General features: G+C 38.8%; 13 protein-coding genes. 8 read left to right on the forward strand and 5 right to left on the reverse strand.

Going from position 1 to position 14,314, the window contains the following annotated elements; translation table 11 throughout:
* Positions 1-6: 6 nt before the first annotated feature.
* From SOLCA_RS14970 to meaB, 5 genes are all read right to left on the reverse strand, one after another.
* Entirely contained in the window at positions 7-1,116 is a 1,110-nt protein-coding gene (locus tag SOLCA_RS14970) for a hypothetical protein (RefSeq protein WP_014681306.1), read from the reverse strand.
* Between the two features lie 71 nt (positions 1,117-1,187).
* Entirely contained in the window at positions 1,188-3,554 is a 2,367-nt protein-coding gene (locus SOLCA_RS14975) for a tetratricopeptide repeat protein (protein ID WP_014681307.1), read from the reverse strand.
* A 371-nt stretch (positions 3,555-3,925) separates the two neighbouring features.
* Positions 3,926-4,702: an alpha/beta hydrolase gene (locus tag SOLCA_RS14980; protein WP_014681308.1), complete on the reverse strand. Its 777-nt coding sequence runs from the start codon at positions 4,700-4,702 to the stop codon at positions 3,926-3,928.
* 21 nt (positions 4,703-4,723) lie between these two features.
* Positions 4,724-5,713: an alpha/beta hydrolase gene (locus tag SOLCA_RS14985; RefSeq protein ID WP_014681309.1), complete on the reverse strand. Its 990-nt coding sequence runs from the start codon at positions 5,711-5,713 to the stop codon at positions 4,724-4,726.
* Positions 5,714-6,071: 358 nt separating this feature from the next.
* Positions 6,072-7,058: a methylmalonyl Co-A mutase-associated GTPase MeaB gene (gene meaB / locus SOLCA_RS14990; protein WP_014681310.1), complete on the reverse strand. Its 987-nt coding sequence runs from the start codon at positions 7,056-7,058 to the stop codon at positions 6,072-6,074.
* A 553-nt stretch (positions 7,059-7,611) separates the two neighbouring features.
* Here meaB and mce point away from each other — a divergent pair.
* The 8 genes from mce (at position 7,612) to SOLCA_RS15025 (ending at position 14,273) form a co-directional block, all read left to right on the forward strand.
* Positions 7,612-8,037 (forward strand): methylmalonyl-CoA epimerase, encoded by a 426-nt coding sequence (gene mce / locus SOLCA_RS14995; protein ID WP_014681312.1) that lies wholly within the window; start codon positions 7,612-7,614, stop codon positions 8,035-8,037.
* A gap of 68 nt (positions 8,038-8,105) precedes the next feature.
* Entirely contained in the window at positions 8,106-9,668 is a 1,563-nt protein-coding gene (locus SOLCA_RS15000) for an acyl-CoA carboxylase subunit beta (protein ID WP_014681313.1), read from the forward strand.
* 11 nt (positions 9,669-9,679) lie between these two features.
* The gene (locus SOLCA_RS15005; RefSeq protein ID WP_052308604.1) at positions 9,680-9,943 is read left to right on the forward strand and encodes a hypothetical protein; all 264 of its coding nucleotides are present in this window, start codon (positions 9,680-9,682) and stop codon (positions 9,941-9,943) included.
* Between the two features lie 18 nt (positions 9,944-9,961).
* The gene (locus SOLCA_RS15010; RefSeq protein WP_014681314.1) at positions 9,962-10,402 is read left to right on the forward strand and encodes a biotin/lipoyl-containing protein; all 441 of its coding nucleotides are present in this window, start codon (positions 9,962-9,964) and stop codon (positions 10,400-10,402) included.
* Positions 10,403-10,485: 83 nt separating this feature from the next.
* Positions 10,486-11,550: a TerC/Alx family metal homeostasis membrane protein gene (locus SOLCA_RS15015; protein WP_014681315.1), complete on the forward strand. Its 1,065-nt coding sequence runs from the start codon at positions 10,486-10,488 to the stop codon at positions 11,548-11,550.
* Positions 11,551-11,621: 71 nt separating this feature from the next.
* Positions 11,622-12,770: a sodium ion-translocating decarboxylase subunit beta gene (locus SOLCA_RS15020; RefSeq protein WP_014681316.1), complete on the forward strand. Its 1,149-nt coding sequence runs from the start codon at positions 11,622-11,624 to the stop codon at positions 12,768-12,770.
* Positions 12,771-12,786: 16 nt separating this feature from the next.
* Positions 12,787-12,927 (forward strand): OadG-related small transporter subunit, encoded by a 141-nt coding sequence (locus tag SOLCA_RS23240; protein ID WP_157604581.1) that lies wholly within the window; start codon positions 12,787-12,789, stop codon positions 12,925-12,927.
* A 41-nt stretch (positions 12,928-12,968) separates the two neighbouring features.
* Positions 12,969-14,273: an acetyl-CoA hydrolase/transferase family protein gene (locus SOLCA_RS15025; protein ID WP_014681317.1), complete on the forward strand. Its 1,305-nt coding sequence runs from the start codon at positions 12,969-12,971 to the stop codon at positions 14,271-14,273.
* The last annotated feature ends 41 nt before the right edge of the window (positions 14,274-14,314 follow it).

Genomic DNA, 14,314 nt, shown 5'->3' on the forward strand with positions numbered 1-14,314 from the left:
GGACATTTACTTATTGAACAAAGTAGGATTATACTTTTTTAAGACTGTATACGGAACAACAGACCACTCCGGATTATCACAAGGACGCGCAGCACGGTAAAAATAAGCTCCAAGGTATAAGCCTTTATCTGTTAAGTACCAAACGCCAAAATCCCATACTTCCGGATCAGTATAATCGCAGTAATCATCTTTATCTGTGGGCTTTTGCATCTCAACAGGATAAAGCTTCTTAAATAGTTCAACCACTTTGGGAGCGAAAACATCGCTCCTGTATTTATACCATCCGTCTGAATCTCTCTTTGGCTTAACGCCTTTGCCAAACCATAAAACATCTTCCAATTCCATTTCCTTTCCTGTTTTTGCATTAATCGTTGTTCCCGATTCACCAAAGTCAGGATGAGCAGCTCTATTACAATACCAACTGCTGTTAATGCAGTAACTGATAAACTGGTCATTAAGAAAACAACTTGAGACCTCCATTATGTCAAATCCAGAGCTGCCATTTCCTCCTGCACAAGAAAAGTAAGCTTCTATATTAGCGTAAAAATCTCTATCGATTATCTGATTAACAGATTTCAATATATTCTCCGGATAACCGGCAACCACTTTAAACATCGTTAGTTTTGAAGTAGGCTCTGAATACCACTGTAGGGTATACTTTTTACTAACGACTTCCTGTTTACCGGGAACAAGTTTAACCTCTGCTAGTCGAAGTTTAGAGTAATCAGAAAGCGCTCTTTCAAATTTTAGATGAGGAAATGGATTTTTTACACTTCCTCCATTCACAATAGTTAACTGAACGGCTAAAGAAGCACCTTTAGCGTTTTTATAGGTTCCCACATAAGTATCTCCGTTTTTTGTCAACGAAAATTTATCGCCTGTATCTTCCGACGCTAATCGAATTAAATTTCCTGAAACAGACCCTGTTAATGGGATATCTTGTTTAAATTTCTTATAGAAATAAGTACCATATAGCGAACTTTCATCTCCTTCAAACTCCATTACAATTGGATATTTCCCAATTGTTCCCTGAAGCGTAACAGATTGACCGCTAGCATTAAAAACAAGTATTGTAAAGCAGAAATACAGGAAAAGTTGTTGAACCAGTTTTTTCATAAATGGAATGAATAGCTTGATTAAATGAAGAGGTCAATAACCCGTTCGTTATCGACCTCTTCAGATAAGTATTATAATGTACCTGCTTTCATTTTTTGCAGATCACCTTTCATATTGGATAACATATCTTCTTGGATATAGTATCCCGATTTTTTATCCGCTGCTTTCGCTACTGCTAATTGCTGTTGCTTTAAAGCCTCTACCTTGTTACCTAAACGATATAACAGATGTGCATAAGTATCGAGATAGTATGGATTATTTTTCTCCAATACTAATGATGATTTCGACCAGTTTAAGGCTTTTTTCAGCAGCTCATCATTTACTTTATTCTCAAAGAAACTCCATGCGGCAGTATTTAATGTAGCTGCCATTACCTGATCAAAGCAAGCTTTATCGCCTTTTTCTGAATTACAATATTCGCCCAGAATCGCATAATGATTATCACTTAGTGAAACATCAAAAGCTTTCTTTTGAAAACTGGCTAGCTTAGTGTAAACCCCATCAACGATACCTCTTACGGCCTCCGGATTTTTAGCAATTGCTTCACAGTAATTAATAGCCACCTCTTCAAACATTGGTTGAAGGCTTAATTTACCTGCGTAAAAATTCAGGTTGTTTATCAAAACAGGTGTTTCAAAATGCTCTACTTCGGGAGTTTGCCTGATAAATTCTTGTTGAAAGGCGAGCATTTTACGTTGGCCTTCTTCTGTTTCAGCCGCATATAGCGCCCGTTTGATACGCTCACTGATAATTTCATATAATGAACGACCTTCATCATCATAATAAGAATCAGCTGAGGTTTTATACTGATAATTTTTCAACTCCGCATAGTTTTTCAATAAGTATTGCATTGCCGGAGAAACCTTCATTTGTCCATCTACTGAAGCAATGTACTGACTGGTCATTAGCGGACAGTAGGTTTCATCGGTATTTATCATTACCTCTGCGATCAGGTTAACTGTTGCAGTGTCGGGCGGACTGTTCAACTTATATTTTGCGATAAGCGTATCCAGATAGTGTACCACTCTTAATGTATCATATGCGGTTTCAAGCGGAGAAGAAAAATTATTCAGATCTTTTTTAGCTGATTCAGCATGGTAACCATCATAAGCAGGAGTTGTAGCATCTGCATACTGCTCACTTTTAACTAATGCAGATTCTTTTAGATAATTCACTAACTCTGGTTCACTGTATCCAGACTTTTCAACTCGCGCGGGTAGTACTACATTAACCTGTTGCATTTTTAGGTTGTTAACAAAATCAGTATAATAGGTAAATACCTTATCCAACTGCGTTTTGTTATCCGGACCGTAACCATAGTATAGTAATTCTTCTTGCGGAGTCAGAATTACCATAGCCGGAAATTTCTTTATCGTATATTTTTTGAATCTGTTCTTATCTGCTTCCGGAACTTGATAAAAAACATAGCTTTTATTTACAGAACCGGCAATATATGAATAAGCCGATTTAGCTTCTCTTAACACTTCATTGATTGTTGAAGTACATCCGGAACAGTCTTTAGGCTCGTAATACATTACCAGGTATTTACCTGTATTCTTCGCTTCTGTTAATGCTTTGCTGTAATCGGTAAATACACTTATTGAGTCCGCAGAATAATCGTACGCAGCTGCGACTGTATCAGCTACAGCAGCATCCGAATAATTATATTCAAACGTGGAGTCCAGAAACAAGCTTTGCTTTGTTAGTGTAGTAAAGCCTGATTTTACTGGCTTTACAAAAGTAGGTTCCGCCTTTTTATCATCAGCTTTTTCTATGGAACGAATAAAAAAGAAGGAAAGCGGACTTCTTCCATCAGTAATCACTATTTCATTCGCTTCCTTTCCTTTGTAAGCATACAACTGATTGAAAACATCCAAAATATCACCCCTGTTTTGACCGATGTATAACTCATTTATTTGATTATTCAATGCATAATCATAAACGTAAGACTTGCTCCCTCCCAATGAGTTTACGATGAACAAATGATCATCAGCATTTATTTTCTGAGAAAAATAGTACACAGAGTCCTTTTTTTCAAAAGTTGAAACGGCCTTTAATTTTTCTTTATCATACTTATCGCCGATCATGAGCTGTATATAATCAGCATAATAAGTATCTTCTTCTCCCAATACAATGGCAATTTTTGTAACTGGAACTTCGTTGGTTGTCATTTTCTGATTGACAACGAAACGATCAAAAACATTATCCGTACTAAATCTAAGAGTGTCATTCTTAAGTGTAAACACCCCTTTTATGTCAGACTGATGCTCTTGTTGATTAAGAGATAATTGAAAACGCTGATTCTCGAACAAGAATAGCTGAAAGTTTACTTCTGAAAAACTGGATTTATAATAACCAGAGAGCCCTTTAGAAGTTGATTGTGCAAAAGATGTTAATGCGAGTGCGCTAAATACAAGCGGTAAAATTAGTTTTTTCATGACGTGTGTAAATTCATCACTATTAGTGTTCGGTAAATTTTCAGAAGTGTTAAGTGCAACTTTGATTTTTAAAGGAGATTAACAGAAGGTCAGACCTACGCGACAGTGTGATGTTTTAAACCGTAAAATTAATAAGCTTTGTTTATGTTTTAACTCTTTTTTTAAAGAAAAGTTATAAAAAGAAAGCAAGTAAACTTAGTCACCTGCTTTCGATTAGTTATTTTTAATCTATAGTTAACAATCAATTCCCTGTATTTTAGTTGAGTGAAGAGTATAACATCTCAACTACTGCACTAATGACATAAAGGATTATGACTAAGACAAGCAGAACATTAAAAGAAAAATCCCGACTTCTGTCGGGATAGAAAAAGTTAGTATTTTGCAATCCAATCTAAAATATAGTCTGCATCTTCTTTCCAGATGGGTTGACCCAGTATGTGATGATTCCTTCCTTCAAATTCTTTATATTCCAATACTGAACCGTTCTTTTTATAGCGTTCAAAGTTGCGGTGATTTAAATGAGGAGGAATAATATTGTCTTCGCTGCCAGCGGTTATCAGCAATGGCGGATGGCTTTTCTCGAAATCGACATGAGCCGCGCTTGTTAATCCACCTCGTGCCACTCTCTTAGATTCAGGAATGGTGTATTTCTCATAAGCAGCTCTTTGCTCTTCCAGCGGCATACCGTTTACAAAAGCATATTGCCAGTCTTCAAAAGACATCAAGTATGTTTTATCAAGAGATGTAAGGAACCCCAAGGCTTTCCAACCTGCCTTTAAAAAAGAAAACTCATAAGGAATAACGCCTTGAGGAGGCACCGGATGAATGGCCACTGCAGCAACTGCCAGATCTTTGTTTACAATTATTTGGGTAATTAATCCTCCCAATGAATGACCGATAACGATCGGTTTCTCAGGAAAACTACTGGCAATCTTTACATAATGATCTACCAACTCATCTAATGTAAGATGAGCGAGATCGGTATCATTAGGCCTACGAGCCCTGAGCTCTGCTGCAGGAGCATCCTTAAAAGGCCAGGCAGGAGCATGCGTTTCATATCCCTTGCTATTAAAATAGGTTTGCCACTCATCCCAGCAGGTGTTACTTACAAAAGCACCCGTAACAAATAATACTGTTTTAGTTTTCATTTGAAAGATAGTTATGGTTAGTTATCCAAGATATTTCTTTAAATACGCTGCAGCATGAATAAAAGCAGCTTTTGTTTGAGGAATTGTAGCAAGTACGTTTAATAATCCGAAATCATGGATTACATCATTATATCGAACTGTGGTTACATCCACGCCCGCTTCACCTAACTTACGACCATAGGCTTCTCCTTCATTTCTGAGGATATCGTTTTCTGCAGTTTGAATCAGTGTTGGTGGCAAGCCCTTCAATTCATCCACAGTAGCTTGTATTGGAGCTGCATAAATTTCATTTCGTTGGGAGAGGTCAGCATACTGATCCCACATCCATTTCATTAGGGAAGTTGTCAGGAAACGATCTACTCCGAACTTGTGATAAGAACTTCTTTCAAAATCGGCATCGGTTACAGGCCACATTAATAGCTGTACTTTAAACTCCGGACCTCCTTTGGCTTTTGCCATCAAGGTGGTTGCCGTAGATAAATTACCTCCAGCACTATTTCCTGCTATTGCCAACTTTTTACCATCTACACCAATTTCTGTACCGTTTGATGCCAACCATTTGGCAACCACATAAACTTCATTTAATGCTTGAGGATACTTTGCTTCAGGCGAACGACTGTAGTTGACAAAAACACCCGTATATCTGGTTAATACGACCAAGTCGCGCACCATTCTTATATGGGTTGGATAGTCTCCCAGAACCCAGCCGCCTCCATGAATAAACATGAATACAGGCGTTACGTCGGTTTTACCTTCGGGTTTTACGATGTTGATTTCTACAGCATTGCCATCCTGCTTAATGGTTTTCACTGCTTCTGAAATACCGCTTAAATCAGCGTTTACAGAGGATTGTGCAGCAACAAGAACATTTCTGATAGCATCAACTGGCAAACTTTCAAGAGGAGGGCCTCCGGCGTTCAACGGTTTCAGGAATTCTTTTACGAGGCTGGATAAATGTGGATCTGTTGCATAATCCTTAGGAAGATGCTGAGTTTGTGTGTGAGTGTTCATTAGGTATTTTGTTTGTAGGTTATTTTTAAGTAGACTTACTGCTGTTCGCCATTTTTTCTTACATAACACCAAAACCTTTTTCTCTATCTGGAATTAATATCAGAGAAAATCAAAATCATTCAAAACTCAACAATACCAAACAGTAGATGTCAAATAAAATTCATCTCAACTGTAATTTACTTAAAAATATATCAAAACCACGTCCATCAAACAATTAAATTATATCATTTATTGACACTATTTTGCCAAACAGTTACAAACAACAACTATTATTCACTTAAATACCAGTAAATGTTAACTAATAAAACTATCACATTACTCAAATTGATTAAAAACAAAAATCATTTCATAAATTAAGCTACATAAACAAACCAATCATGCTCTTTGCCGCTTTTATAGCAGAAACACTTCCTATTTTAACTTGATTTTCAACATAATTAATCTGCTCTTTAACTGATCCATGATTAAAAAACGAATAATGTAAATAGTAACTAATTACATCATGCATCCATCTCAGATTCTGTCCTTGCCTGTTACTATAAAAATGACCGGATTCCTTCGTCACAATTTCAAACTCACCTATAACTTTCCATATTTCGTTCAAACCACTTTTATTAAGAGCCGAAGTTGTAAGCACCTTAGGATACCAGCCATTAGCTGCGGGAGGAAACATGTGCAATGCATTCTGATACTCGCGTTTTGCTATTTCACATTTTTTGACATTGTCACCATCAGCCTTGTTAATGATAATAGTGTCTGCCATTTCCATAATGCCACGCTTAATTCCCTGCAACTCATCACCTGCCCCTGCCAGCATTAACAACAGGAAGAAATCAACAATTCCTTTAACATTAGTTTCACTTTGTCCCACCCCAACTGTTTCAATAAGAATAATATCAAAGCCTGCGGCTTCACACAATAACATAGTTTCTCGTGTTTTTGAATGAACTCCACCCAATGTATTCCCAGAAGCTGAAGGCCTGATAAAAGCATTAGGATCATTAGCCAGCTCCTCCATTCGCGTTTTGTCGCCCAAAATGCTTCCATTGGTTCGCTGACTGGTAGGGTCAATAGACAGTACTGCTACTTTTTTGCCTAATGAAGTAAGGTGTTTTCCGAAGGATTCAATGAAAGTGCTCTTACCGGCACCTGGCACACCCGTTATTCCAATACGTAACGACTGCCCGGTAAAAGGCAATATTTTTTCCAATATGAACTCCGCTATCTTATCATCAGATGACAGCTTACTTTCAACTAATGTGATCGCTTTGCTGAGTAAAATCCGGTCGTGATTAAGTATGCCCTGTACATACTCTTCGGCTGTATGTCGCTGTTTTTTAAACATAATACATCAAGGTTGTAGCGCTTATTATTTCAATAAACGCCCTAAATGTAGATTTTTTGAGCACTTAAAAACATGATTAATATTGAGAAAACCATGTTTAACCAATCGCTGACAATTTTGTTTGCAACTTTATTGTTACTAAAACCAGACTGACTAACCTACTGATAATAATCATTTTTCACGCCTTGTTTTCCCAATTACTTTAACCCAATCAAAAACAACCAATGATGTATTAACGCCACGTTCTCAGGAACCTATTTTTTAGTGCATTAATCCTTCATAATTCGGTATCGAAACTCCCATTTCTATATCGATCTATTCAAAGCAATAACTAATTGAAGTATTATGATTTCGATTGTATCAATTATAGCCAATGTCATTTTTGTCATTGGGTATATCAATGGCTCTAGAGTGCCCTCTAGTTGCTACCGTCGAATATTCTATCTGAAAAACGGCAGCTACTCTGTCAAAATTTTCCATCGAAATCTTACTTGTTACTGCATCCCACTCTTTAATTGATGATTATTTGACTCTACTACAAACACCAACCATTATGAACTTAAATTATATCGAACACATTGGCATAGCAGTAAAAGATCTCGACACTGCCATCAACTATTATGAAGATGTTTTAGGCCTGAAATGCTACTCAATAGAGGAGGTTGCAGACCAAAAAGTAAAAACAGCCTTCTTCAAAATCGGTCAAACCAAAATTGAATTACTGGAAAGCACTTCTGCCGACGGCCCTATCGGAAAATTTATCGAGAAAAAAGGTGAAGGCATCCATCACATTGCGTTTGCAGTGAACAACATTGAAGAGCAACTTCAGGGTGCAGCCTCAAAAGGAATTCAACTTATTGACGAAAAACCAAGAAAAGGTGCGGAAGGATTATCCATCGCATTTCTACATCCCAAATCAACACTAGGAGTTTTAACAGAACTCTGTGAAAACAAAGCAGATAAAAGCATTACACAATAATAAAACTGCATAAAAGAGAGGTTATCAGTCTATTTAAACTAATTGAATTATCAAAAAAGAAATAACGTATGTCTATACATTCTGAAAAAATTAATGAACTAATGACCAAGCGGGAAGAAGCTCGCTTAGGAGGAGGCCAGAAGCGCATTGATGCTCAACACAAAAAAGGAAAACTAACGGCCCGAGAGCGTATTGATTTATTACTGGACGAAGGCAGCTTTGAGGAATTTGACATGTTCGTAGCTCATCGTTGTGGTGATTTCGGCATAGATGACGACAGACCTTTAACTGACGGAGTGGTAACCGGTTTTGGCACTATTGACGGCCGTTTGATCTATGTTTTCTCTCAAGACTTTACTGTTTTTGGCGGCTCATTAGGAGAAATGTTTGCAAAGAAAATATGCAAAGTAATGGACCAGGCAATGAAGATGGGAGCACCAGTTATTGGAATTAACGACTCTGGAGGCGCACGTATTCAAGAAGGTGTTCAAAGTCTGGCCGGCTATGCTGAAATTTTTGAACGAAATATTTTGGCATCGGGAGTGATTCCACAATTGTCAGCGATATTTGGCCCATGTGCAGGAGGTGCTGTTTATAGCCCCGCACTTACCGATTTCATCTTAATGTCGAAAACAAACAGTTATATGTTTGTAACCGGACCGAAAGTGGTTCAAACTGTAACCGGAGAAAATGTCACGGACGATGAGCTTGGAGGTGCGATGATACATGGCTCTAAATCCGGGGTTTCACATTTTATTACGGAAGATGAGCAGGAAGGCATATTGATGCTTCGCAAATTGCTCAGCTATCTTCCGCAAAACAACATGGAAGAACCTCCCGTAGTTACCTGTACCGACCCTATTGACCGCCTAGAAGAATCCCTCAACAACATTATCCCTGAAAATCCTAATAAACCTTACGATGTTAAAGAGGTAATCCATGCAATTGCTGACGACCATGAATTCATGGAAGTATCCAAACATTTCGCCCCTAATATAGTAACCGGCTATGCCCGATTTGATGGTATATCTGTTGGTATAGTAGCCAATCAGCCTAATTATTTGGCGGGTGTTCTCGACATAAACGCATCACGCAAAGCCGCCCGGTTTGTCAGATTTTGTGATGCATTTAATATCCCTATTCTTACGCTTGTTGATGTACCGGGCTTTTTGCCAGGAACAGCGCAAGAGTATGGAGGAATTATTATTCACGGAGCTAAACTTCTGTATGCTTATGGAGAAGCTACCGTTCCCAAAATCACAGTAGTATTACGCAAAGCGTATGGTGGAGCTTACGATGTGATGAGCTCTAAACATCTGCGTGGAGACATTAACTATGCATGGCCAACTGCAGAAATTGCTGTAATGGGAGCCAAAGGTGCTACAGAAATATTGTACAATAAAAAATTAGCGCTTATAGAGGACCCTGCTGAAAGAGCTAAAGTGCAGCACGACTTTGAAGAAGAATACAAAAATAAATTCGCCAACCCATACGATGCAGCTTCATACGGTTTTATCGATGATGTGATTGTTCCTCGAAACACACGTTTCAGAGTAATCAGAGCGCTCCATGCATTGGCGACTAAAAAAGATACCAATCCAGCCAAGAAACATGGCAACGTTCCATTATAACTAAAGCAGCTATGAACTTTTTCCTTAGAAAGAAGCCGAAAACTGAATTTTCTGAAACACCGGCTATAACGGAATCTGCAGCTACTGCAAACGACGAAGTAGCTGCTGTGATTGCCATTGCACTTCATATGTATGTTAAACAAATGCGTGAATATGAAAATGCAGTAGTCACTATTCAGAAAGTAATTAAACCATACTCTCCATGGAGTTCCAAAATATACGGGCTCAGACAACAACCAATTCGTATCCCAAACTTAAAAGCAAGAATCAGGTAAATCACTAAACTAAACACAATGAACAATTTTTGTTTCAAAATAGAGGATAAGCAATACGATGTAGATATACTCGGCATTGCTGATAACATTGCAAAGGTTAGCGTAAACGGCGAAACCTATGAAGTTGAGGTTAACCAGCAGCTAAAAACCACTAAAACACCTACTTTAAAAATAGAACCGGCGGTAATTCCAACCGACAGTTCGCCATCAACCGCCAGAACGGCCAATCCTTCAGATCCTAAAGGAACGGGAATGATTAAGTCTCCATTACCCGGCAAAGTGCTCGACATTTTTGTAAAGCAGGGTGACCAGATATCTAGGGGACAAACAGTTATCTGTCTTGAAGCAATGAAAATGGAAAATAACATTATCAGCGATCGTGACGGTGTTGTGGTGGCCATTCATACACAAAAAGGCGATACCGTTCTGGAAGGACATAAATTAATCGAAGTAAGCTAAACATCTGCTTAATCATATACATGGGGGTGATGCATTGATTTGCATCACTCCTTAATTACTAATCTTAGCAAAATTAACCCGCTATGGAATCTATAACAATCTTTTGGCTGGCTTTTGTTGTTCTCTTTCTTACTGTTGTAATTATTGATCTTTATGTAACGAACCATCGTCAAGGTGAAATAAGCGTTAAAGTTGCTCTACGCTGGACCGGACTTTGGATTTCGTTAGCATTGCTTTATGGAATTGCCATCTATTGTTTCTTCCCGCAGAATCCGGAAAGTGCTGGAAAAACATCAGAAATTATGGCCATAAAATTTATTTCAGGTTACCTGACGGAATATTCACTTTCTGTAGATAACCTCTTTGTATTTGTCATGATCTTTTCTTTGATGGCAGTACATACAGACAACCAACCTAAACTACTGAAACTGGGTATTCTGTTATCCATTGTATTACGCATTTTATTTATTGTGGCCGGAATGGGACTTATTCAGAAGTTTCATTGGGTTATTTACATTTTCGGAGCTATCCTCGTTTGGACTGCCTACAAAATGGCCTTTACCAATGATGAGGACCATGTAGATCCTTCAAAAAACATTTTATTCCGCATAGCTTCCAAGCTATTCCCTATTGATCCGGACAAAGATCATTCGGGTTTTATGCATAAAATAGATGGTAGATGGCATGTAACGAGCATATTCCTTGTATTTCTGGTAATAGGCTCCACAGATGTATTGTTCGCCATCGATTCTATTCCTGCCATTATTGGAGTAATAAAAGAGGGCACGGTAAATACACTTACCCATAGCGAAGAAGACTTTATCGCTATTACCTCAAATGTATTCGCCGTAATGGGGCTTGTTTCCTTATTCTTCGCGTTGAAGGGCATCATGGGTATGTTCCGTTTTCTAAAACACGGTGTAAGCTTTATTCTGTTCTTCATCGGAGCAAAGATGCTTCTATCTTACTTCCATCCTGTTGAAGCTTTTTTCTCCGCTCACACATGGGTATCACTTACTGTCATCATTTCTACACTGGCCTTTTCAATCCTACTGTCCTTAATTATTGCAGAAAAACAGGAAATAGACCTATTGGAAGAAGAGGTAAAAGAATTAGAACAAGAAGTGGAAGAACTGAGAGGACATTAATCGCTACGAACGGAATCTATCATCAAACAGATAAATGATCACTGTTCATTGAAAAAATTAAACATAACAACATGAATATTCAAGATTTATTACCCGTATTATTCAATATAACATGGCAACATCTTGTCATGATTGGGGTAGGAGCTTTACTTATTTACCTTGCTATTGCCAAAGAATATGAGCCTACTTTATTACTGCCGATGGGCTTTGGCGCTTTGTTGGTAAATATCCCATTATCAACCGCAATAACACAGATTGATCCAGCCACCGGAAAAGCAGTGGAAGGTGCTTTAAGTGTACTATATGAAGCCGGTATCTACACGGAACTATTTCCCTTACTCATATTTATTGCCATTGGAGCAATGATCGATTTTGGTCCGTTGTTCAGAAACCCCTTCCTGTTACTCTTTGGAGCAGCAGCGCAGTTTGGTATATTTTTCACCATGGTAGCAGCTACATTATTAGGCTTTGGCTTAAAAGAAGCTGCATCTATCGGCATTATCGGGGCTGCAGACGGACCAACATCTATTTTTGTTGCGTCTAAATTTGCCCCGGATTTACTTGGACCCATTTCAGTTGCTGCCTATTCTTATATGGCGCTTGTTCCTATTATACAGCCACCGGTAATAAGAATGCTTACCAGTAAAAAAGAACGTCTGATCCGTATGGAGGGACAATCGAAACCTGTTTCACGTACAGCCTTAATTCTATTCCCAATTATTGTTACGCTTATCGCAGGAATTATTGCTCCTTCATCAATTGCCCTTATTGGATTCCTGATGTTCGGAAACCTGATCCGTGAATGTGGTGTATTAAACAAACTCTCTCTATCCGCCCAAAATGAATTAGCAAGTCTGGTTACAATTTTATTAGGTATCAGCATCGCCAGTACAATGACAGCCGAACGGTTTGTAAAAGTTGATACGCTTATGATCATTGGCCTAGGGCTAATTGCTTTCATTTTCGACACTTTTGGCGGAGTGATGTTCGCAAAACTTATTAATGTGTTCAGGCCTGAAGGCAAAAAAATGAACCCAATGATTGGGGCCTGCGGAATCTCTGCGTTTCCAATGTCGGCACGTGTGATTCATAGCATGGGACAAAAAGAGGATCCGTACAATTATTTGCTTATGCATGCTGTAAGTACAAATGTTGGCGGACAAATAGGATCGGTTGTAGCAGGTGGTCTCATCCTGGCATTAATTCCATTATTCTTTTAAACAGGAGGATTTCATTATGACACTTTTAACAATAAGCACTGCAACTAACAATGCCTTAACAGTTTCAGCAGTAGGTATAGCAGCAATCTTCGTGTTCATGTTTATTTTCTACATCTCCATCCGGTTAATTGACAAGTTCTTTCCCGGGGAATTTTAGAAAACAATTCATTAATCCAGTCACTATAAAATTGATGTAAAATGGCAAACTATATATCTCCACAGGAAGCAGTCAAATTAATAAAATCGGGCGATCGCATTTTAGTGCAAGCTGCGTGTGCGACTCCAGAAATATTATTGAAGGCGATGGTTGAACGAGCAGAGGAGCTACGAAATGTAGAGCTTGTTCATCTTCACACCGATGGTTATTGCGACTATGCAAAGCCTGAATATAAAGACAGTTTCAGAACGAGTTGTTTCTTTATTGGTGGCAATATCAGAAAATACGTTCAAGCCGGAACGGCTCAATATAATCCAGTATTTCTAAGCGACATTCCCCTACTCTTCCGAAACGGCACACTCCCGCTGGATGTGGTACTGGTTCATGTTTCGCCACCCGATAAACACGGCTATTGTTCATTAGGTACTTCGGTCGATATAGTTGTGGCCGGCATTGAAACAGGTAAAACGATTATTGCACAGGTTAATCCGAATATGCCACGAACGATGGGCGATGGAATTGTTCACATCAGCAAATTTGCTGCCTGTGTTCAGGTCGACACTCCTATTTACGAGATGCATCTTGGTGAACCTACAGAACAGGAAAGACTCATCGGCCAACACATTGCGTCCATGATTGAAGATGGTTCTACTTTACAAATGGGCATTGGAGGAATTCCTAACTCAGTACTATCCTGCCTAACCAACCACAAAGACCTTGGTGTTCATACCGAAATGTTTTCCGATGGCATATTGCCATTGATCGAAAAGGGAATTGTGAATGGCTCGAAGAAAGTCGTGATGCCGGGCAAAATTGTTTCTGGCTTTGCGATGGGAACAAGAAAGCTATACGATTTTATGGATGACAACCCCGAAGTATTGATGATGGATATTTCTTTTGTCAATGACACTTCGGTTATCCGCAAAAACCCAAAAGCTATTGCCATTAATTCTGCATTGGAAGTCGACCTTACAGGTCAGATTTGCGCAGATAGCATCGGCACCCAAATGTACTCCGGTGTTGGCGGGCAAATGGATTTTATGCGTGGAGCTGCTTTATCAAACGGAGGCAAAGCTATTTGCGCATTGCCTTCTATCACCCATAAAGGAGTTTCAAAAATCACCGCCACTTTAAAACAAGGTGCCGGTGTGGTTACCACCAGAGCTCATGCCCAATATATTGTTACCGAGTATGGAATAGCAGAACTCAAAGGAAAAAACCTATCTCAACGTGCGAAAGCACTTATAAATGTGGCTCATCCGAGCGTAAGGGAAGAGTTGGACAGAGAAGCCTTCGAGCGTTTCGGTCCCAGCTTTATCTCTTTTAACAATTTAACTATGGCTTAAGTAAAGGGCTTGCAAGCAAGCCCTTTACTTTCATTAACAAA

This window comes from Solitalea canadensis DSM 3403, assembly GCF_000242635.2.
Classification (GTDB): Bacteria; Bacteroidota; Bacteroidia; order Sphingobacteriales; family Sphingobacteriaceae; genus Solitalea; species Solitalea canadensis.